The organism is Cystobacter fuscus, from assembly GCF_002305875.1.
GTDB classification, from domain to species: domain Bacteria; phylum Myxococcota; class Myxococcia; order Myxococcales; family Myxococcaceae; genus Cystobacter; species Cystobacter fuscus_A.
Genome location: NZ_CP022098.1, coordinates 6,388,275 through 6,407,610 on the forward strand (window position 1 = coordinate 6,388,275; position 19,336 = coordinate 6,407,610).

General features: G+C 70.0%; 16 protein-coding genes and 3 tRNA genes. 8 read left to right on the forward strand and 11 right to left on the reverse strand.

The genetic code is table 11. From position 1 onward, the window contains the following. Nucleotides 1-22: 22 nt before the first annotated feature. Nucleotides 23-1,558, reverse strand: coding sequence for a TolC family protein (locus CYFUS_RS26030; RefSeq protein WP_420042653.1), 1,536 nt, complete (start codon nt 1,556-1,558; stop codon nt 23-25). A gap of 219 nt (nt 1,559-1,777) precedes the next feature. Here CYFUS_RS26030 and CYFUS_RS26035 point away from each other — a divergent pair, with 219 nt between their 5' ends. Together CYFUS_RS26035 and CYFUS_RS26040 are read left to right on the forward strand one after the other, a co-directional pair. Further along, complete coding sequence (locus CYFUS_RS26035; RefSeq protein ID WP_095987689.1) at nt 1,778-2,701, forward strand: class I fructose-bisphosphate aldolase; 924 nt, start codon at nt 1,778-1,780, stop codon at nt 2,699-2,701. 367 nt (nt 2,702-3,068) lie between these two features. After that, complete coding sequence (locus tag CYFUS_RS26040) at nt 3,069-4,175, forward strand: polyprenyl synthetase family protein (protein ID WP_232536800.1); 1,107 nt, start codon at nt 3,069-3,071, stop codon at nt 4,173-4,175. A 195-nt stretch (nt 4,176-4,370) separates the two neighbouring features. Here CYFUS_RS26040 and CYFUS_RS26045 read toward each other — a convergent pair. From CYFUS_RS26045 to CYFUS_RS26070, 6 genes are all read right to left on the reverse strand, one after another. Continuing rightward, nucleotides 4,371-4,443 (reverse strand) — tRNA-Ala (locus CYFUS_RS26045). 74 nt (nt 4,444-4,517) lie between these two features. Then, nucleotides 4,518-4,590: transfer RNA gene (locus CYFUS_RS26050), tRNA-Ala, on the reverse strand. Between the two features lie 51 nt (nt 4,591-4,641). Further along, nucleotides 4,642-5,040, reverse strand: a complete 399-nt coding sequence (locus CYFUS_RS26055; protein WP_095987691.1) for a hypothetical protein — start codon at nt 5,038-5,040, stop codon at nt 4,642-4,644. Nucleotides 5,041-5,101: 61 nt separating this feature from the next. Continuing rightward, the gene (locus CYFUS_RS26060) at nt 5,102-6,502 is read right to left on the reverse strand and encodes an RsmB/NOP family class I SAM-dependent RNA methyltransferase (RefSeq protein WP_198316068.1); all 1,401 of its coding nucleotides are present in this window, start codon (nt 6,500-6,502) and stop codon (nt 5,102-5,104) included. Then, complete coding sequence (locus CYFUS_RS26065) at nt 6,499-7,173, reverse strand: response regulator (RefSeq protein ID WP_232536801.1); 675 nt, start codon at nt 7,171-7,173, stop codon at nt 6,499-6,501. The genes CYFUS_RS26060 and CYFUS_RS26065 overlap by 4 nt, the downstream gene beginning before the upstream one ends. A 63-nt stretch (nt 7,174-7,236) precedes the next feature. Beyond that, nucleotides 7,237-7,322: transfer RNA gene (locus CYFUS_RS26070), tRNA-Leu, on the reverse strand. Between the two features lie 93 nt (nt 7,323-7,415). On the opposite strand from CYFUS_RS26070, the gene CYFUS_RS26075 reads away from it, so the two are divergent. The 3 genes from CYFUS_RS26075 to CYFUS_RS26085 all read left to right on the forward strand — a co-directional run bounded on the left by CYFUS_RS26075 (nt 7,416) and on the right by CYFUS_RS26085 (nt 11,235). Further along, on the forward strand, nt 7,416-8,162 hold the full coding sequence (locus CYFUS_RS26075; RefSeq protein ID WP_095987692.1) for a tetratricopeptide repeat protein: 747 nt from the start codon (nt 7,416-7,418) through the stop codon (nt 8,160-8,162). 328 nt (nt 8,163-8,490) lie between these two features. After that, the gene (locus tag CYFUS_RS26080) at nt 8,491-9,456 is read left to right on the forward strand and encodes a diguanylate cyclase (RefSeq protein WP_095992233.1); all 966 of its coding nucleotides are present in this window, start codon (nt 8,491-8,493) and stop codon (nt 9,454-9,456) included. A gap of 54 nt (nt 9,457-9,510) precedes the next feature. After that, nucleotides 9,511-11,235, forward strand: coding sequence for a response regulator (locus CYFUS_RS26085; protein ID WP_095987693.1), 1,725 nt, complete (start codon nt 9,511-9,513; stop codon nt 11,233-11,235). On the opposite strand, the gene miaA is transcribed toward CYFUS_RS26085, so the two are convergent. The 4 genes from miaA to CYFUS_RS26105 all read right to left on the reverse strand — a co-directional run bounded on the left by miaA (nt 11,223) and on the right by CYFUS_RS26105 (nt 15,078). Then, nucleotides 11,223-12,131, reverse strand: a complete 909-nt coding sequence (miaA, locus tag CYFUS_RS26090; protein WP_095987694.1) for a tRNA (adenosine(37)-N6)-dimethylallyltransferase MiaA — start codon at nt 12,129-12,131, stop codon at nt 11,223-11,225. The genes CYFUS_RS26085 and miaA overlap by 13 nt on opposite strands. 48 nt (nt 12,132-12,179) lie before the next feature. Continuing rightward, nucleotides 12,180-13,427 carry a histidine--tRNA ligase gene (hisS, locus tag CYFUS_RS26095; protein WP_232537830.1) on the reverse strand — a complete coding sequence of 416 codons (1,248 nt, stop codon included), beginning with the start codon at nt 13,425-13,427 and terminating at the stop codon, nt 12,180-12,182. 23 nt (nt 13,428-13,450) lie between these two features. Further along, nucleotides 13,451-14,293, reverse strand: a complete 843-nt coding sequence (gene asd, locus CYFUS_RS26100; protein ID WP_095987696.1) for an archaetidylserine decarboxylase — start codon at nt 14,291-14,293, stop codon at nt 13,451-13,453. Between the two features lie 62 nt (nt 14,294-14,355). Continuing rightward, nucleotides 14,356-15,078, reverse strand: a complete 723-nt coding sequence (locus tag CYFUS_RS26105) for a hypothetical protein (protein WP_095987697.1) — start codon at nt 15,076-15,078, stop codon at nt 14,356-14,358. 104 nt (nt 15,079-15,182) lie between these two features. Between CYFUS_RS26105 and CYFUS_RS26110 the strand changes: the two genes are divergently transcribed. From CYFUS_RS26110 to CYFUS_RS26120, 3 genes are all read left to right on the forward strand, one after another. After that, nucleotides 15,183-17,105, forward strand: a complete 1,923-nt coding sequence (locus CYFUS_RS26110) for a RecQ family ATP-dependent DNA helicase (protein ID WP_095987698.1) — start codon at nt 15,183-15,185, stop codon at nt 17,103-17,105. 58 nt (nt 17,106-17,163) lie between these two features. Next, entirely contained in the window at nt 17,164-18,543 is a 1,380-nt protein-coding gene (locus tag CYFUS_RS26115; protein ID WP_232536803.1) for an SET domain-containing histone-lysine N-methyltransferase, read from the forward strand. 171 nt (nt 18,544-18,714) lie between these two features. Next, on the forward strand, nt 18,715-19,329 hold the full coding sequence (locus CYFUS_RS26120; protein ID WP_095987700.1) for a PH domain-containing protein: 615 nt from the start codon (nt 18,715-18,717) through the stop codon (nt 19,327-19,329). Nucleotides 19,330-19,336 lie beyond the last annotated feature (7 nt).

A 19,336-nucleotide genomic window follows, 5' to 3' on the forward strand; every position in this document is an offset into this window, starting at 1 on the left:
ACACTCCGCGCGGCCGGGTTATTCATGGCGCGCCGGGGACCCGGCCCAGGACCCGGTCCAGCTGTGCCCGGGCCACCTGGAAGTCATGCCAGCTCTGGGCCCGATCGGCCGACGCCTGGGCGAACGCCGTGAACGCCTCGATGAGATCCCGCGTGCCTCCCGTGCCGAGCTCGAACGCGCTCAGGGCCGCCGTCACCCAGCGCCGTGCTTCCCGCTCGGCCTGGCTGAGGGCCTGGGCGCGATCGCGTGCCGCCACCAGCGCCCCGTGCACCTGGGTCACCTCCAGGCGGATGGCCGAGAACAACAGCCGCTGCTGCGCCTTGAGCTTGTCCAGCTCCGCCCGGGATTGATCCAACTGCGCCTGCTTCACGGGGATGTCGAAGGTGTAGCGCGCCACCAGCCCCACCCCCGCCTCCCGATCGTTGTACGGATCGTAGGCGAAGGGATCCCGCTGCCGCGTGGCGCTCGACGTGAAGCGCAGGGTGAGGAAGCCCGCGAGGCCGAGATCCGGATAGAAGCTGCGCTCGCGGATGAACACTTCCTTCTCGCGCGCGACGATGCCCGCGGCGATGCCGGCGATCTCCGGCCGCTGTCGCTCGGCCGTGGCCAGGGCCTGCTCGAGCGCGGGTGGTGCCTCGGCCTCCTCCGGCTCCAGCTCCACCTCGGCCACGTCCACGGGCTCGTCCGCGGGGGTGCCCGCGAGCAGGCGGATGGCGGCGAGCGCCAACTGCCGGCCCTGCTCGGCCTGGGCGCGGCGCGCGTCGAGCTGCTTGCGGAAGAAGCCGACCTTGTACAGGTCCATCCTCGACACCTGATCGGACTTCGCCGCCAGCATCTCCTGGATGCGCCCGGCGGCGTCCTCCAGCCGCTGGGAGGTCTCCTCGAGCTGCACGAGCCCCGAGCGCGCCAACTGGTAGCCGTAGAAGGCCTGCGCGGCCTGGAACCCCGCCTCGTCCTCGGCGCGCGCCTGGAGCGCCTTGCCGATGACGGGGCCCTGCTCCGCGGCCTGCTCCAGGGCCTTGAGTTTCCCGAAGGTATAGAGGGGCAGCACGGCGTTGGACTCGACGAACGCCGTCACGCCCACGCGGCCGAAGTCGAGATCTCCCTCCAGCGAGGCATGAGTGGTGGGAGGACCGCCCAGGCCGTCGTTGCGGGCCTCGGGAATGGGGCCGCCCAGGCCCACCCGGGTCTCGAACTTGGGAAACCACGCCCAGCGCGCCTCGCTCAGCAGCGCGTGCAACCGGCGCAGCTCCGCGCGCGCGGCCTCCACCCGCGCGTCCTGCTCGCGCGCGCGCCGCACGAGCTGCTCCAGCGTGAGCGGCGTGCGTTTCACCTCACCGGGCGCCGAGGACGGGCCCTCGTCCGGCACGGATTGCTCCGCCGCCTCGCCCACCTGGGGGGTGATCTCCGGCATCCGGGGCGTCCCGTCCGGCGCCGCGGGAGACTCCACCTGCCCGCTGGGGACGGGCGCCGGGGGCGGCGCGATCTGCGCTCCCGCCAACGTCGCGGTGAGCACCCAGCCCAGCCCCATGACACGTCGCGATGTGCTGCGTTCCACCACGTACTTCCCTCCGTTGCCCCGTGAATACCCTGGATCCGGCTCGACGCGTCGCGGCATCTCCTGGCTGGAATTCCCGGGAGGCTGAATCGTTCCCGCAAGAGAGACACCAGAGTGACGAAGAAATGAATGATCGCTTGGTTGTGGGCCGCTCGCGTGGGAAGAATCCGCGCCGCCTATCCAGTCTCGGGGCGTCGAGCCCCCCTATCGAGGAACCCCATGGCGTACACCGACCGCGTCAAGCAGATCCTCTCCTGGTACCCGTCTGACAACCCCGGCACGCTGGCCAACCTGGCCCGCCTGCTCAACACCGGCACGCTCGCGGGCACCGGCAAGCTGGTCATCCTGCCCGTGGATCAGGGCTTCGAGCACGGCCCGGCGCGCTCCTTCGCGCCCAACGCGGCCGGCTATGATCCGGACTATCACATCCAGCTCGCCATCGACTCGGGCTGCAACGCCTACGCCGCGCCCCTGGGCTTCCTCGAGGCGGTGGCCGGCAAGTACATGGGCGAGATCCCGCTCGTGCTCAAGCTGAACAACTCGGACACGCTGGCCAAGACGGACTACCCCATCTCCGCCATCACCTCCTCGGTGCGTGATGCCGTGCGCCTGGGCTGCTCGGCCGTGGGCTACACCATCTACCCGGGCTCCGGCGCGCGCAACCAGATGTACGAGGATCTCCGCGAGATCATCGCCGAGGCCAAGGACTACGGCCTGCCCACCATCGTGTGGGCCTACGCACGCGGCAACATGAGCAAGCAGGGCGAGACGGGCATCGACGTCATCTCCTACGCGGCGCAGATCAGCGCCCAGCTCGGCGCGCACATCATCAAGGTCAAGCCGCCCCAGGACTTCCTGGAGCAGGCCGAGGCCAAGAAGGTCTACGAGCAGTTCAAGATCCCCACCGCCACCATGGCCGACCGCATCCGCGACGTGGTGAAGTCCGCCTTCAACGGCAAGCGCATCGTCATCTTCTCCGGCGGCGAGTCCAAGAAGACCGAGGACCTGCTCGAGGAGATCCGTCAGATCGCCGCCGGCGGTGGCTTCGGCTCCATCATGGGCCGCAACGCCTTCCAGCGCCCCCATGCCGAGTCCGTCAAGCTGCTCAAGGACGTGATGGCCATCTTCAAGAACGCCCCCTGAGTCGCTCCCTCACCCGAGCGCACCCAGACCCACACCCAGGCGGCCGTAGCTCCTCGAGGGCTCGGCCGCTTGTTCGTTCCGGGAGCGGGGAAACGTCCGCCGCTGAAAGAACCTCACGGGTATTGCGTGACCCAAGCCACGTTTCCACAGCGGGGCTCTTCCTTGCCGTTTTCAGCGGCAGTATTCCTTCCCTACGAAGAAGTTGTTTGCTCGAAGAAAATTTTTCTGATAGTAAAATATCGAGGAATGTCCGAGGGGCGAGCTTGATCCCCGAAGTAAGCCCCGGAGGTTCTACATGCTGACGCTGGTGGCCGCAGTGCAAGATACAATGCCGACGCGCGGAACCTCGAGTGCACCCTACTCGGTCATGAAAGAGCGGAAGTCTTCTACCCAGGCCGAGGCGCCGGCGGCGGAGCAGCAGCAGGCTCCCCCCTCCCCCGTTGACTTCACCTCCTGGGCGAAGACGGTCCAGTACCAGACCCAGGTGGTGTTGCATCAGATCCTGGAGCTGGAGGACGAGCGCCATCTGGATCCCGCGTGGAACAAGGTGCTCGAGCAGGTGCGCAGCTACAGCCTGCGGCCCTCCAAGCGCATCCGGCCGGCACTGGTGCTGGTGGGCTACGCGCTGGGACGGGGTGACACGCGAGCCCCCTCGGGGTTGTGGCGGTTCGCGGCGGCCACCGAGCTGCTCCACACCTTCATGTTGATCCACGACGACGTGGCGGATCAGGCCGACACCCGCCGCGGCGGCGCGGCGCTGCACAAGATGCTCGGCGAGGGGCGCCTGGGCGAGAACCTGGCGATCGTCATCGGGGATCACCTCTACGGGCGCTCGCTGGAGGTGATGCTGGGCTGCAACCTGCCGGAAGCGGACGTGGCCACGCGCTACTTCCTCAAGGTGTGCCGCTACACCGCCGCCGGGCAGTACATGGACATCCGGCTGCCGCACCAGCCCCTGGCCGAGCTGTCCATCTACAACGCGCTGCGCGTGGCCTACCTGAAGACGGCGCTCTACGGCTTCACCGCGCCGCTGGTCTGCGGGGCCATGCTGTCCGGCTCGGCGCCGGAGATCATCAACAAGCTGGAGCGCTTCGGCCGCTACGTGGGCACGGCCTACCAGCTGCGTGACGATCTGCTGGGGCTGTACGGCCAATCCTCGGTGGTGGGCAAGCCCACCGACTCGGACCTGGCGCAGGGCAAGCGCACCTTCCCGCTGCTGGCCGCCTACCTGCGCGCCACGCCCGAGGCCCGCCAGGAGATGGAGACGCTCTGCATCCCCGGCCCCAAGGACGAGACGATGCTGCAGCGCGCCCGCGAGCTGGTGGAGCTCCACGGCGGGCGCTCCGCCACCGAGCGCATCATCGAGCGCTCCACCAACGCCGCCGCGCGCATCCTGCAGACCCTGCCCGAGGCCGGAGGTCTCAAGCAGATGCTGCGCGACCTGCTGCAGATGTTGATGATCCGCGAGGCCTGAGCAGGGCCGGGCCGCTCCGGGCGGCCCCTCGGAAGCGTGAAAAATTCAAAGCCCACCCGATTCTCACCGGGTGGGCTTTTCACGTTGTGGGGCTGGCCGGATCCGCACCGGTGTGCTCTTGAATGCCCTTCAAGCCTCACGAGGCGGAAAAGCAAAAAGCCCACCCGATTCTCACCGGGTGGGCCTTTCACGTTGTGGAGCTAATCGGGATCGAACCGATGACCTCTTGAATGCCATTCAAGCGCTCTCCCAGCTGAGCTATAGCCCCTCATCTTCTGTTGCCTTCGGCGGAGGGAGACGAGGCCCGATGGGGTGACCACCGGGCCTCGTCTCTTCTTCCAGTGGAGCTAATCGGGATCGAACCGATGACCTCTTGAATGCCATTCAAGCGCTCTCCCAGCTGAGCTATAGCCCCACAACTCGGTTGGCCACCTGGGGAGTGGCCGCCGTCGAAAGCGGCGCTCTTCTACAACTTCTTCGTGCGGGTCGCTACTCCCGAATGCGCGGCCCCGGTGTTTTTCTGTTTCAGGCGCTGGGCCGCTTCCTCCCCTTCCTGGAGCAGATCGCTGATCTCCCGCGTCTGGGCCTCGACCTTGAGCTGCACCTGATCGATCGCCTTGAGCAGGGGGGCGAACGAGGAGGGCAACTCCAGGCGCCCCTTCTGCACCTGCTTGAACACGGCCTCGCCCAGCTCGCGCATCACCCGCTCCTTCTCCTGCTGGAGCAGGTCGCTCCGCGCCTTCGCCTGCGCCAGCGCGGAGTGCGTCTCCACCTGCTTGCGCAGCTGGCTCATCTTCTGCTGAGCGGACTCGAACGCCTCTTGGATCTGGCGCAGGGCTTCGGACTGCTTGGGGTCGGCTGCCACCGGGCGCGAACCTCGCGGAAAAAGGGGGTTTTCCTTGCGTAGCGTGCGCGCGACCGGACTGTCAACCCGGCCCCGGCCCCTTGCGCAGCCGGGCGGCGAAGAAGCCGCCCCCGGGCACCCGCGACGGCAGGGCTCGCAGGAAGGGGCCGTCGCACAGCAGGGCCGCCCGCTCGGGGCCGAAGACGGGCGCCAGGGGCTCCAGGCTGAAGCCGGACTCCCGAGCGAGGAAGTCGCGCACCACCGTGTCGTTCTCCTCCGGCAGCAGCGAGCACGTGGCGTACACCACCAGCGCACCGGGCTTCACCTGGGGCGCCAGCTCGCGCAGCAACTCGAGCTGCGTCGTGTGGAACTCCGCCACGGCCTTGGCGCTGAGCTTCCACTTCTGATCCGGCTCGCGCGCCAGCGAGCCCGTGCCGCTGCATGGCGCGTCCACCAGCACCACGTCCGCGGACTCCAGGGGCAGCGGGTGCGGAAAGGACACGTGGCGCAGGGACAACTCCCGGGCCCGCTCGCGCGCATGCGCCAGCCGGCGGCGCGAGCGATCTCCGGCCAACACCCGTCCCGCCTTGCCCACCTCGTCCGCCAGCGCGAGCGTCTTGCCTCCCGCCCCCGCGCACACGTCCGCCACCGTCCACCCCGCGAGCGAGCCCCCGTTCCCACCCTCGTCAATGATGGGGATGGGACGGCACGCCTCGACGATGAGCTGGCTGCCCACGTCCTGCACCTGCAGGCGCCCCTCGCGCATCACCCGCGTCTCGAAGACCTTGTGGCTCGCCTCGGCGACGCGCACCGCGCCCGGCGCCAGCACCACGGGCTCCGCCGCCACGCCCTCCTCCGCCAGCCGCGCGAGCACCTCGTCGCGGCTGCCCGTGGGGCGCGCGCGCAGGTGCAGCGCGGGCTCCTCGTCCAGCGCCGCCAGCATCGCCTCCAGCATGGGCTCCGGATGCAGCTCGGCCAGACGCTGCACCAGCCAGGTGGGAAAGGAGTAGCGCGTCGCCAGACGATCCGGGACGGACTCGGGCAAGGAGGGCTCGGCGAGCGGCGCCTCCACCACCCGCTGGAGGAAGTCATCCTTCAGGGTGCGCGGGCGCACGGGGCCGGGCAGCTTCACCTCGGGGCCGATGCGCGCCCAGTTGGCGCCACAGAAGAGCCTCCGCCAGAGCACGTAGCGCACCAGCGCCTGATCCTCCAGCAGTCCAATCTTGCTCGGCGCGTGGCCCAACGTGCGCGCCGCCAGATCCAGGAGCCGCTGGTGCCGGGACAGTTCGCGCACCGCCAGCGCGGTGAAGCGCCGCTCCTGGCCTCCCAGCCCTCCCGCGTCCTTGAGGGCCTCGGCGAGCGAGAGCTTGAGGGGCTCGCCCTTGAGCACGGCCAGGTGGGCCTCGAGCGCCGCGGTCGCCGCGCGCCGCGAGGGTCGCCCCAGACGCGCCTCGTCCAGGAAGGTGTCGGGCCAGAGACTCACGCGTCCACGGGGAGCGAGACGGCCAGGCACCCCTCTTGGGTGCGCAGCTCGCGCGGTCCGGTCGCCAGGAAGAAGTAGTGATCGCGCCCGAGCGTCTCGCCGTCCACTTCGAGCGAGCCCTCCACCACCAGGGCCGCGCGGCCCCGGCTCACGGGCGGGCGGTAGGTGGAGCCCGGCGCCAGGCGCAGCCACGAGCCCCCGTCCGGTCGCTGCGACAGTCGCAGGCCCGTGGTGGGCTCCGTCGTCCAGGCGTCCTCGGGCGGCACGTCCCCCGCGGCCAGGCGCTCCACCTCGCGCCGCAACCGCACGAAGCGCTCCACCAGGAGCATCATGTCCTCGATCTGGAAGGGCTTGTTGAGCACCGCGTCCGGCTCGTGGGGCCGCAGCACCCGCACCACTTCCTCGGCGGACGAGGCGCTGACGATGGCCACCGGCTGCAGCCGCTTGCGCGCCGCCTCGAGGATGATGCGCCCGCCGCCTCCGCTGTCGCCGATGCGCAGATCCGTGAGCACCAGGGCGAAGGATTCCTCCTGGAGCGCCCGCTGGGCCTCGGCCACGCTGCCCGCCTCGCGCACCAGGGTCTGCTCGGCGATGAGCTCCGCCATCCCCTCGCGCAGACCGGCGTCATCCTCCACCAGCAGCACCTTCATCGGGCTCTTCTCGCCGGGCATGTCAGGGACTCATCCGCGCCTGGGAGGCGTGCTTCTGCTCGTTGGGCGACAACATCCCGGGTGTGGCCCTCCCCGGACTCGAACCGGGACGCGGGGTCAGCCGCAGCGGATTTTGAGTCCGCCTCGTCTACCAATTTCGACAGAGGGCCCCTTGGGGGTGGGACGGGCAGACGTATACCGCGACTCCGCGCCGGACGCATCCGAAGATTGCGGTCCCCCGCGCTGATCGCTAAACGGGCGCCATGTACAACCTCCTCATCGCCCTGGGTGTGGGCCTCGCCATCACCTTGGGTATCAAGTTCGCCGGCTTCAACATCTGGGCGGCCCTCGTCCCGGGCACCCTCGCCTTCGTGGGCTCCTACATCTGGCTCGGCCGACGCATCGGGCAGAAGCTCCAGGCCATCATGGCCGCCGTGCAGCGCGAGCTCCAGGGCCAGCCCACCAGCCAGAAGGAAGCCCAGGCGCGCATCGAGCGGGCCGTCAAGATGCTCGAGTCCGGTCTCGTCTACGACAAGTGGCAGTTCCTCGTGGGCGCGGAGGTGCACTCCCAGATTGGAATGTTGAAGTACATGTCGAAGGACCTGGAGGGCGCCCAGGGGCACTTCGCCCGCGCGAGCCCGCGCAACTACCTGGCCAAGGCCATGGAGGGCGCCCTCTTCTTCCAGAAGAAGGACAGCGCCGCCATGAAGAAGTCCTTCGAGGCCGCGGTCGTCTCCGGCAAGAAGGAGTCCGTGGTGTGGGCCGTCTACGCCTGGTGCCTCCTGCAGAACAAGGACAAGGACGGCGCTCTCAAGGTGCTCGGGCGGGCGGTCGAGGCCAACCCCTCCGACGAAAAGCTCAAGAGCAGCTTGTCGGCCCTGCAGAACGACAAGAAATTGAAGATGAAGCCCTACGAGCCCATGTGGTGGCAGTTCGGGCTGGAGACCCCTCCTCCTCAGATCATGGGGGGTGGTGGCGGTCGGCGCGTGCAGTTCAATCCCCGACGCTGACCCCTCCCCGCCGGGAATTCCTACCGGGCCTCATTCCCGGTAATGCTGCAACTCTTGCCTATCCCGCCGCCGGGCGGCCCACTCGCTGATCGCAACCCCTCGGAATCACGGTCCGAAATCGGGATGGTCGAGCGGCACGGCCCTTGCTCCTGAGTGGTTCATCCCCGGAGAAGGAAATCCCCGGGGATCAGCAGGCGGCCGGGGGTCTTGGGTGATGGAGGACATGGGCAGGGCGGCGGAGGAAGAGCGGGCAGGCGAGGCCTCCGAGCGGTTCGCTCGGGACTCGCACTCCGGATTCCAGGGCCAGGCGCAGGAAGCGGAGCAGAGCATGCGGCAGCGCGACCGACACGGAGAGAGGCCCCTGATCCTGGTCGTGGAGGATGATGCGGGCACCCGTGACAGCCTGACGGAGTTGCTCTCGGCCCGCTACCACGTCCTGGGCGCCAGTGATGGCCAGTCCGGAGTGGAGCTCGCCCGGGAGCGGCACCCGGATCTCATCCTCCTGGATCGCTTCCTGGAGAGCGGCGAGGACGGTCTGGCCGTGCTCGAGTCGCTCCAGCACGACCGCGCCACCGAGTCCGTGCCCGTCATCTTCCTCACCGGGGACTCGGACGAGGCCACGCTCGAGCGCTGCCTGGAGCTGGGCGCGGTGGACTTCGTGCACAAGCCGGCGAGCGCGCGCGAGCTGATGGCCCGCATCAACCGGGCGCTGCGCCAGAGCGAGCAGCAGCAGCGGCTGCAGGCCATGGCCCAGACGGACGCGCTCACGGGCCTGGCCAACTTCCGCGCGCTGTCCATGCGGCTGGACGAGGAGTTCAAGCGCTCGAGCCGCTACGACTACCCGCTGTCCGTGGTGGTCATCGACTTGGATCACCTCAAGGCCATCAACGACGGCATGGGCCATGAGGTGGGCAACCGCGCCATCCTGGCGCTCGCCAACCTCCTGCGCACCAACCTGCGCGAGGTGGACTTCGCGGCGCGCTTCGGCGGCGACGAGTTCGTGGCGCTCCTGCCCCACCAGACGGCCGCCGAGGCGGCGGTGCTCGCCGAGCGCATCCGCACGGGCCTGCGCACGGTGAAGGTGACGCGCAGCGATGGGCGGCCCGCCCCCTTCGGGTTGAGCGTGAGCGTGGGCATCGCGGATCACTCCCCCGCCCAGCCGCGCGCGTGCACCGACGAGTTGCTGAGGGCCGCGGACGCGGCGCTCTACGAAGCCAAGCGCGAGGGCCGGGATCGCGTGGTGGTGTACGGCGCCTCGGATCTGGCGTCCCCCAAGGCAGCACAACGGCACTGACAGACGATTTCACTACCCCCAGAGGTCGCGATGGACGGTGGAGCAAGGGCTCGGATGAGCGGCAGCAGGCTGGCGAGCGGATCACGGGTGGCCATCGTCGGCGGGGGGATCGCCGGAGCGGGACTCGCCGCTTCGCTGATCTTCAACGGACGGGCCCGTGGGTGCGCGCTCGATGTGCGCGTGTACGAGAGCACGGATCCGGACTCCGTGGCTCCCCCCGCCATCCTCACGCCCGAGTGCCGCTCGCGCCTGGCCGCGCTCGGCGCCCGCGTGCCCCAGGAGTGGCGCGTCCATGAGTTGCGCGGCGTGGAGCTGCTCTCCCATGGCCAGCGCGAGGTGATGCCCGCGTCGGCTGGTGGCCTGTGGGTGGTGGATGCGTGGCCGCAGGGCCAGGGCGGACTGGCGCTGGTGCGCGAGGCGCTCGCGGGCACGGCCACCTCCCAGGGCGCGCGCTTCGTGCCCCGGCGCGTGGAGCGCGTGGAGCACCTGCCCTCGGCGCCGGATGCTCCCGCGGTGGTGCGCAAGAATGGTCCCCTCGTGGTGCGCGCCCAGGGCAGTGGCGAGCGCTTCCACGCGGTGGCCCTCGCCACGGGCGCGGGCGCGTCGCTCGGCGACTCCTTCTTCCCGGGCTTCCAGCCCGCTCCGTCCGTGGCCGCCGTGCAGGCACGCCTGCGCCTGCCCTCGCCCCGCATGGGCCCTCCGCCGCTCGCCCGGCTGTGGATGTCTCCCCTGCCCTCCGTGGATGGGCTCGTGCTCCTGCCGGGCGCCCACTCGGTGTACGCGCTCGCCTATGGCCCCGCGGTGACGCCGGCGGACCTGTGCCAGGCCTTGATGATGGCCGCGCGCGACGGGCTCGTGGAGGAGGGCTTCGAGCTGCTCGCCCTGGAGACCACGCGCCTGCCCTACGGGCCGGGCCGCTCGCTGGTGGCACCCGGACAGCTCGTGGTGGGCGCGGCCGCGTTCGGCCACCCGCTCCAGGTGGGCCTGTCGGACACCCTCGCCTCGTGCAGCCGCGCCGCCGTGGCCCTGCTGGACGCGGGCCTGGAGGCCCCCGCCCTGGAGCGCCGGTACGTGCGCGACGGCCTGGGGGATCTGCTGGATGACGCGGCCGCGGGCGCACGCGCCGTGACGTGGCTGCGCCGCGCGGGACGCCGCGCGCCCCAGGCCTTCCTCACCGCTCGTCACCGCGTCGCCGCGGCGGGCACCGTGGGCTCGGGTGTGCTGGGCCTCCCCGCCCCCTCTCCCCAGGTGCTGCTGTCCGTGGCGCGCTGGGCCGGCATCCGCGAGACGATGTCCTCCTGGGTCCGCACCGCCGTGGAGCCCCTGCCCACGACGATTCCCACGATGGAGCCGGACCTCTACTACATCGTGGACGACGATCCGGATCAACGCGAGGCCATGACGCAGCTGCTCGAGTCCACGGGCGCCCACGTGGTGGCCTTCGCCGACGAGCTGGCCCTGTTCTGCGCGGTGGCCCGGCGGCCTCCCACCGCCATCCTCCTGGACGTGGTGCTGCACTGGGTGGACGGACTGCGGCTGTGCGAGGGGCTCAAGCAACACCCGCTCACGCGTGACACGCGCGTGGTGGTCATGAGCGGAATGAACCGGCCCCACGTGCGCCAGCGCGCGCTCGACGCCGGCGCCGAGGCCTTCCTGCCCAAGCCCGTGGATCCCGAGCGCCTGTTGCGCCAGCTCATGGGCCTGGTGCCTCCCACCTCCTCCGCTCCCACCGAGGCGCCGCTCGACTCGGCCGGGGAGACGGGGCGCTACGCCTCCTGAGGCAGCTCCGCGGCCCTCAGCGCGTCATAGGGCGGCTCCACGAAGAGCGCCCCGGGCTCCTTGCGGAACCACGTGAGCTGCCGCTTGGCGTAGCGGCGCGTCTCCTGGGCCACCAGCTCTCGCGCCCGCTCGAGCGACAGCTGGCCCTCCACCACCGCCTTCGCCTGCGCGTAGCCCACGCTGCGCATGGGCGCCGCCTCGGCATACCCCCGGGCGAGGAGCCCTCGCACCTCCTCCACCAGGCCCCGCTCGAACAGCGCCTCCGTACGCCGATCGATGGCCTCGTACAGCGCCTCGCGCGGCGGTGAGAGCACGTACATCCGGAAGGGATAGCGGCTCGCGGCGAAGGCATGCTCCCGGCGGAACTCGGAGGCGGGCCGGCCCGTCTGGCGGTGGATCTCCAACGCCCGGATGACGCGCACCAGATCTCGCGGAGGCAGCTTCGCGGCCGTCTCCGGATCCACCTGGGCGAGCTGCCGGTGCACGGCCTCACGGCCCTCGGCGGCGGCGAGCGCCTCCAGCTCGGCGCGCAACGTCGGATCCGCGCCGGGCGCCTCCACGAGCCCATGCAGGAGGATGCGCAGGTACATGCCCGTGCCGCCCACGACGAACACCCGCCGCCCCCGGGAAACAATATCCGCGATGGCCGCGTCCGCCCGGCGCTGGTACTCGGCGGCGGAGAAGGGCTCGAGCGGCTCCACCACGGAGACGAGGTGATGGGGCACCGCGGCGCGCTCCTCGGCCGAGGGCTTGGCGGTGCCGATGTCGAACTCGCGGTACACCTGCTGCGAGTCCGCGCCAACGATCTCCCCCCCGTGCCGCAGGGCGAGCTCCACGGCGAGCGCGGTCTTCCCCGAGGCGGTGGGTCCGGCGATGACGGTGAGGAAGGGCTTCATCGGCGCTCGGGCCCCGCGCGGCGTGACGCGCGGGAGCCCCGAAGGCTCTCAGGCGGCGGGCTTGCCCGAGGCGCGCAGCTCCTGGGCCAGCTCGGCGAGCTTCACGGGCCGGGGATCTCCACCCGCCATGGGCTTGAGCTGGGCTTCCCCGCTCTGGCGCTCCCGCTCACCCAGCACCAGGGTGTAGGTGGCGCCCACCTTGTCCGCGCGCTTCATCTGGCTCTTGAGGCTGCCTCCGCGCGTGTCCAGCTCCACCCGGAGCCCCTCGCGGCGCAGGCGGCTGGCCAGCACGAGCGCCTCGTCCGCCGAGCCCTCGTCCGCCACGGCGATGAAGAGCTGGGTGGGCTGGGAGAAGCGCTGGCCACTCTCCTGCAGGAGGATGCACAGCCGGTCCAGGCCGATGCCAACGCCCACCGCGGGCACGTCCGGCCCCCCGAGGCTCTTCACCAGCTTGTCGTAGCGGCCCCCGCCGCCCACCGTGCTCGCCGTGCCCAGCACCGGGTGCGCGGCGATGAACTCGAAGGTGGTGCGCGTGTAGTAGTCCAGCCCGCGCATGATGCGGTGGTTGACCTCGTACTTGATGCCCAGCGCCCCCAGCTTGCGCTGCACGTCGCCGAAGTGCGCGCGGCACGGCTCGCACAGGGACTCGAGGATGCTCGGCGCGGCCTGTGCGATCTGCTGGCAGCGCTCCACCTTGCAGTCGAGCACGCGCAGCGGGTTGCGCTCCAGGCGCACCTTGCAGTCCGCGCACAGCTCGTCGACGTGGGCGCGCAGGTGCCCCACCAGCTTCTCCTGGTAGGCGGGCCGGCACGCCTCGTCCCCCAGCGAGTTGATGTTGAGCGACACGTCGCGGAGCCCGAGCGTCTGGAGCAGCTGCACCACCAGGTCGATGATCTCCACGTCCTGGGCGGGCTCCTTCGAGCCGTACGCCTCGGCGCCGATCTGGTGGAACTGACGGTAGCGGCCCGTCTTCATGCGCTCGTAGCGGAACATGGGCCCCATGTAGAACCAGCGCGTGAGCGGCTCCTGGTTCACCACCGAGTGCTCGATGTACGCGCGCGCCGCGGGAGCGGTGCCCTCGGGGCGCAGGGACAGGCTGCGGCCGCCCTTGTCCTCGAAGGTGTACATCTCCTTGCCGACGATGTCGGTCTCCTCGCCCACGCTGCGCACGAAGAGCGCGGTGTCCTCCACCGTGGGGGTGCGCACCTCGCCGTAGCCGAAGCGCGAGAACACGTCGCGCGCCGTGCGCTCCACGTGCTGCCACACCTCCACCTGGCCGGGGAGGATGTCGTTCATGCCCTTGACGCCGGAAATCTTGCTCACGGAATCTCCCCGATGCGCCGACCCATGCGCACCACCGCCTCGGGCTGCAGGCTGTCGTCCCACTTCACCCGGCCCGGCTCGAACAGCAGGATGACGGTGGAGCCCATCTCGAAGCGCCCCAGCTCCCCACCCTTGTCCACCGGAATCCCCGTGTCATAGCGGTGCACCTTGCCGGGCTTGCCCTGGTGCGTGATGACGTCCTCATAGGCCGCCTTGATGCGCGACACGCACGTGGCGCCCACCTTCACCACCGCGCACTGCCCGGCCACCGTGTCCAGATAGGTGACGAGCCGCTCGTTCACGCAGAAGAGCGACTGCTTGTTCTTCACCGAGGCCGGGTTGACGGGCCAGAACTCGCCCGGAATGTAGGCGTAGCCGGTCACCTTGCCCCCCAGGGGAGCGTGGATGCGGTGGTAGTCGCGCGGCGAGAGGTAGATGGTCGTCCACGCACCGCCGTGGAAGGGCCTGGCCGCGGCCTCGTCGCCGAGCAGCTCGCCCACCGTGTAGTGGATGCCCTTGGCCTGCAGCACCCGGCCGTGCTCGGAGTAGCCCACCTGGGACACCGCGCCATCCACCGGGGACACCACCACCTTCTGCCCCGGATCGATGGGGCGCGCGCCGCCCTTGAGCCCGCGGGTGAAGAACTCCGCGAACGTGGGGTAGTGCTCCAGCGTGTGCTCGGCCTCGGCCACGTCCACGTTGTAGAGCCGGGCGAAGGTCTTGATGACGGCCCGGTGCAACGGCGCGGGCGCGGGCAGACGCGTGGCCATCCCCACCGCCGTGGACAGCGCGGACTTGGGGAGCACTTGCATCAACTTCATGAAGGTCTGTTCGTTCATGAGGGGCGCGACGAGAAGGGAAAGGGGTGGGAGAAAGGAAACCGCGCGAGAACGCGCTTCATTCAACGGCCCGCGTCCGCGGCGGGGCTCGGCGTGCCCCCATCGGTGGCAACCGCCTGGATGGACTTCCTGGGCGCCAGGGCGAGCACCTTGCCCTCTTCGATGATCAACACCTGATCCTGGAGCGTGGCGAACTGCTCGCGGCACGCCGGGCTGTCGGACAACTCCCAGCGGTCGCGCAGCCCCCGGCCCTGGACCTGCAAGGACTCACCCTGCTTGAAGCAGCCGGAGAAGCCGCTCGCCAGCTCCTTCGCGGGCGTGCCGATCCCCGGAGCGCCGCCCGCCGTGCCGGCATCCGTCCCGGCATCCTCGGCCTCGGCCGCGGGCTCGGTGGGCCGCGAGGAAGGGAACGACGGGGTGCCTCCATACCCTTGCGCTGGCATCCGCGCCGGCTCGCTGGCCTTGCCGCGGAGCTCTTCCAGCGCGCGCTGCCGGGAACGGGCCTGCTGCTTGCCCTCCTCGATGCGCGCGCGCAGCTCGTTGGCCGCCGGAGCGTCCAGGCTGTTGGCGGGCACCTGGGCGAGCAGCCCCTCGATGGCGGTCAGCTCGGGGTCCGCGAACGCATCGTCCCCCCTGGCCGCGTACAGCTTGCCAAAGCGCGTCTGCGCCTCGACATAGGCCTCCGAGGGCTGAGCGGGCTTGCGGCAGCCGGCGGGGGCGGCGAGCAGCAAGGCGGTCAAGAGGGCAGCGAACGTCCGGCCAACACGAGGGCTGTAGGTGCGCATGGGTCCGGTTTTCTACGCCATTTCCGGGCGGACGCACCCCTTTTTCGCGCGGGGCCCTCCACCGCCGCATGCTTGCGTGTCCCTCCTCCCCTCCCGAGCCCCAGATGCCCTCCCCCGCCCACGTGCTCCAGTCCGTCTTCGGCTTCTCCGGCTTCCGCGAGGGGCAGGAGCCCGTCGTCTCGCGCCTGCTGGAGGCCCGGTCCGTGCTCGCCATCTTCCCCACCGGGGCCGGCAAGAGCCTGTGCTACCAGCTCCCCGCGCTGATGCTGGAGGGCCTCACGCTCGTCATCTCCCCGCTCATCGCGTTGATGAAGGATCAGATCGACTTCCTCCAGGGCCGGGGCATCCCCGCCGCCCGGCTCGACTCGACGCTCGGGCCCGAGGAACTCCGCCGACTCTACTCGGACCTGAAGGCGGGCACGCTCAAGCTGCTCTACATCGCGCCGGAGCGGCTGGCCAACGAGCGCTTCCTGCAGACGCTGCGCGGCGTGCGCATTTCCATGCTCGCGGTGGATGAGGCCCACTGCATCAGCGAGTGGGGACACAACTTCCGGCCCGACTACATGAAGCTCGCCCCGCTCGCCCGGACGCTGAAGGTGGAGCGGGTGCTGGCGCTCACCGCGACCGCCACGCCCTCGGTCGCCCGGGACATCGCGGGCGCGTTCGGCATCGCCCCCGGGGATGTCGTCCAGACGGGCTTCCACCGGGAGAACCTCACGCTGCACGTCTCCCCCACCCCCGGTGGCGACGCGCGCCGGGAGCTGCTGCTGTCTCGCCTGCGCTCGCGCCCGCGGGGGGCGACGATCGTCTACGTCACGCTCCAGCGCACGGCGGAGGAGACGGCCCGGTTCCTCACCGACCACGGCCTGCCCGCCCGGGCGTACCACGCGGGCCTCGCGCCCGAGGTGCGGCACGAGGTGCAGGACTGGTTCATGGACTCGGCCGACGCGGTGGTGGTCGCCACGATCGCCTTCGGCATGGGCATCGACAAGAGCGACATCCGGGCCGTCTACCACTGCAACCTGCCCAAGAGCCTGGAGAACTACGCCCAGGAGATCGGCCGCGCGGGACGGGACGGCCAGCCCTCGGACTGCGAGCTGCTGGCGGCCCGGGAAGACGTGGTCGTCCTGGAGAACTTCACCTATGGCGACACGCCCACGCCCGAGGCCGTGGCCGGAGTGCTCGAGCACGTGCTCGGCCAGGGCGACACCTTCGACGTCTCGCTCCACGAGCTGTCCCAGACCCACGACGTGCGTCCGCTGGTCATCGAGACGCTGATGACCTACCTCGAGCTGGACGGCGTGCTCGAGTCCACGGGTCCGTTCTATACCGAGTACAAGTTCCAGGCCCTGCGACCGCTCGACGAGGTCTTCGCCGGCTTCGACGCCTCCCGGGCGGACTTCCTGCGCCGCGTGTTCGCCCTCGCCGAGCCCAAGCGGACCTGGTCCCTGCTCAAGCTCGACGACATCTCCCGGAAACTCGGCGAGCCGCGCGCGCGCATCATCGCCGCGCTCAACTACCTCGAGGAACAGGGAGCGCTGAAGCTCCAGGTGACGGGGGTGCGCCAGGGCTACCGGCGCACGCGCGGCGACGTCGAGGCCGCCACGCTCACCCGGACGATGATCGAGCGCTTCGACGAGCGCGAGCGCCGGGACGTGCGGCGGCTGCGCCAGGTGCTGGACTTCGCGGGCCACGAGGGGTGCCGCACCCGCTTCCTGCTCACCTACTTCGGCGAGGATCTGGAGGCCGACTGCGGTCACTGCGACTGGTGCGCGGGCGAGCGTCCCGGCCCCCTGCCCGCCCTGGCCGTCCCCGCCCCGGGGGCTCGGGAAGTGGCGAGACTGAAGCAACTGCGCGCCGAGCGGCACGAGGCCCTCGCCACGCCCCGGCAACTGACGAGGTTTCTCTGTGGCATCGCCTCGCCGAGCGTCTCCCGGGCGCGGCTCGCCTCCCACGAGCTGTTCGGCCTGCTGTCGGACGTGCCCTTCCAGCAGGTGCTCGCCTTCGTGGAGGACACCTCGCGGTAGGGCCCGCGCGGCCGACTTCCGCGCTCGTGCTGGCCTGGGGTAGCGTCCCCAGCCACCCATGAACTCCGCATCCCCCCCGAGCCCCCCCGCGACGTCTGGATTGAGGACCTCCGCCGAGTCCTCGGAGCAGAAGCTGTCGAGCCTGCTGCGGTGGATGGAGCAAGGCGGAGCGCTCTTTCCCAAGATGCACATCGTCCGGCAGGCGGATGGGGAGCGCTCGGTGCTGGCGCGCTCGGACATCGCCGAGGGCGAGGTGGTGCTCCAGATTCCCACCACGCACCTGTTCACGCTGGAGCGCGCGAAGGCGTCGGAGATCGGGCGCCGCATCCAGTCCCAGCTCCAGCCGGACAATGACTTCCTCTACCTGGCCTCCTGGCTGCTCGAGGAGAAGCACCGGGGCGCGGACTCCTTCTGGAAGCCCTTCGTGGACAGCCTGCCCGAGGCCTATCCCCACGTGCCCCTGTTCTACTCGGAGCAGGAGCGCGCGCAGTTGAAGGGCTCGCAGTTGGAGCGGCTGGTGGAGGTGCAGCGCCAGTCCTTCGAGCAGGAGTACGCGCAGTTGCACGGGAAGCTGCCCGAGTTCGAGCGCTTCGGCTTCGAGGAGTACGTCTGGGCGCGGATTTCGTTGTACTCGCGCCTGTTCTCGCTCAAGGGGGGCCTGCAGGGACCGAGCCTCGTGCCGCTGTCGGACATGTTCAACCACCGCCAACCGCCCGACGTGCTCTGGTCGACCTCGGAGGATGGACAGACGTTCCGGATGATCGCGCAGCGCGCGGTGCCGGCCGGGGCGGAAATCCATACACACTACGGCGCCAAGAGCAGCGACGTGTTCCTGCTCCACTCGGGCTTCGTGCCCGACGGCAACGAGGAGAACGACGAGGTGTACCTCTCCGTGGGGCTGCCCGCGGGGGATCCGCTGGCGTCGATCAAGCAGCAGATGTTCGGGCTCGGCTCGGCCACGGCGAAACATCCCTTCAAGGTGTCGCGCCAGGGCAAGTACCTCGCGTCCTGGTCGGTGTTCTCCTTCCTGCGCATGGCGCACGCGTCGCCCGACGAGTTCCTCGCCCTGTCCAACCGGCTGCTGTCGGGCCCGAAGACGATCGCGCCCGTGAGCGTGGCGTGCGAGGAGCGGGTGCTGGGGACACTGGCCGCGGCGTGCGAGGAGCGGTTGAAGGCATTCCCCACCACGCTGGAGGAGGACGAGCGGCTGCTGCGCGAGGGGCCCCTGTCGCCGAACGAGCGCAGCGGCGTACTCCTGCGCCGCCAGGAGAAGCGGCTGCTGCGCGACTACCTGGAGCTGACCCGCGCGGGCCGCGCCCTGCTGCGCCAGCCCCGCGAGGAAGTCGAGCAGCTCGCCGCGCGTGCCGACTCGCCGTGGGGATGGTTCGACGGCTACGTGCGCAACGATCTGCTGGGGCTGCTGGGCCGGAAGGCGTGACCTGACCTGGAACGCATGGTCGGCTCGGCTCGTGACCAAGGCCGTCATCCGCTACTACTCCGCCCAGCCGCGGAGTTCGCCCAGGAGTTGCCGCGGGTCCCCTTTTCAGGGCAGGTCATTCGCCTATGCTTCGCGCGGCCGCCTCACGGCCCCTACTCCGGGAGAATGAACATGTTCGGAAAACTCGCCGCCGACGCCCTTGGTCTCAGTGACATCGGCGCGGTCATCGCTCCGGCCGACTACGACAAGGTGGATGCCGACGACTACGTGATGCACGAGGACCAGGAGAAGATCTTCTTCCTGATCAAGTCCAAGTCCGACGAGTACTGCTTCACCAACAAGGCCCTCGTCCACCTGGATGGCACCAGCGCCACCAGCAAGAAGCGCATGCTGCACCGCTACAGCTATGGTTCCCACCCGGTGTCCAACGTGCGGCTCGAGACCGCGGGCACCATCGACATGGACGTGGAGATCAAGTTCCAGCTCGGCGCGAAGAGCTTCTCCATCGACGTGCACAAGAAGCACCTCGAGCAGGTGAAGGATCTCTACAAGGCCCTCTTCCGCATCTCCGAGCTGATGCACGAGAACGAGGTGGCGCTCGGTCTGGCCAAGACCAGCATCGAGCTCGCCTCCACCACCCTGGGCCGTGGCCAGGCGGGCAGCGCGCCGCTCGTGGAGACCTTCAAGGAACTCAACCAGGCCGCCTTCTCCTGGTTCCTCGGCGCGCAGCAGAAGTACTGGGTGAAGGACTTCGGCTTCGTGTTCGAGCGCTACCTCAAGTCCTGAGCTGGAA

Bases quoted from the DNA above. Each gene is read 5' to 3' on its own strand.
- CYFUS_RS26035 (WP_095987689.1), top strand. From the start codon at position 1,778: ATGGCGTACACCGACCGCGTCAAGCAGATCCTCTCCTGGTACCCGTCT.
- CYFUS_RS26040 (WP_232536800.1), top strand. From the start codon at position 3,069: ATGAAAGAGCGGAAGTCTTCTACCCAGGCCGAGGCGCCGGCGGCGGAG.
- CYFUS_RS26065 (WP_232536801.1), bottom strand. From the start codon at position 7,173: ATGCCCGGCGAGAAGAGCCCGATGAAGGTGCTGCTGGTGGAGGATGAC.
- CYFUS_RS26075 (WP_095987692.1), top strand. From the start codon at position 7,416: ATGTACAACCTCCTCATCGCCCTGGGTGTGGGCCTCGCCATCACCTTG.
- CYFUS_RS26080 (WP_095992233.1), top strand. From the start codon at position 8,491: ATGCGGCAGCGCGACCGACACGGAGAGAGGCCCCTGATCCTGGTCGTG.
- CYFUS_RS26085 (WP_095987693.1), top strand. From the start codon at position 9,511: ATGAGCGGCAGCAGGCTGGCGAGCGGATCACGGGTGGCCATCGTCGGC.
- miaA (WP_095987694.1), bottom strand. From the start codon at position 12,131: ATGAAGCCCTTCCTCACCGTCATCGCCGGACCCACCGCCTCGGGGAAG.
- hisS (WP_232537830.1), bottom strand. From the start codon at position 13,427: ATGAACGACATCCTCCCCGGCCAGGTGGAGGTGTGGCAGCACGTGGAG.
- asd (WP_095987696.1), bottom strand. From the start codon at position 14,293: ATGAACGAACAGACCTTCATGAAGTTGATGCAAGTGCTCCCCAAGTCC.
- CYFUS_RS26105 (WP_095987697.1), bottom strand. From the start codon at position 15,078: ATGCGCACCTACAGCCCTCGTGTTGGCCGGACGTTCGCTGCCCTCTTG.
- CYFUS_RS26110 (WP_095987698.1), top strand. From the start codon at position 15,183: ATGCCCTCCCCCGCCCACGTGCTCCAGTCCGTCTTCGGCTTCTCCGGC.
- CYFUS_RS26115 (WP_232536803.1), top strand. From the start codon at position 17,164: ATGAACTCCGCATCCCCCCCGAGCCCCCCCGCGACGTCTGGATTGAGG.
- CYFUS_RS26120 (WP_095987700.1), top strand. From the start codon at position 18,715: ATGTTCGGAAAACTCGCCGCCGACGCCCTTGGTCTCAGTGACATCGGC.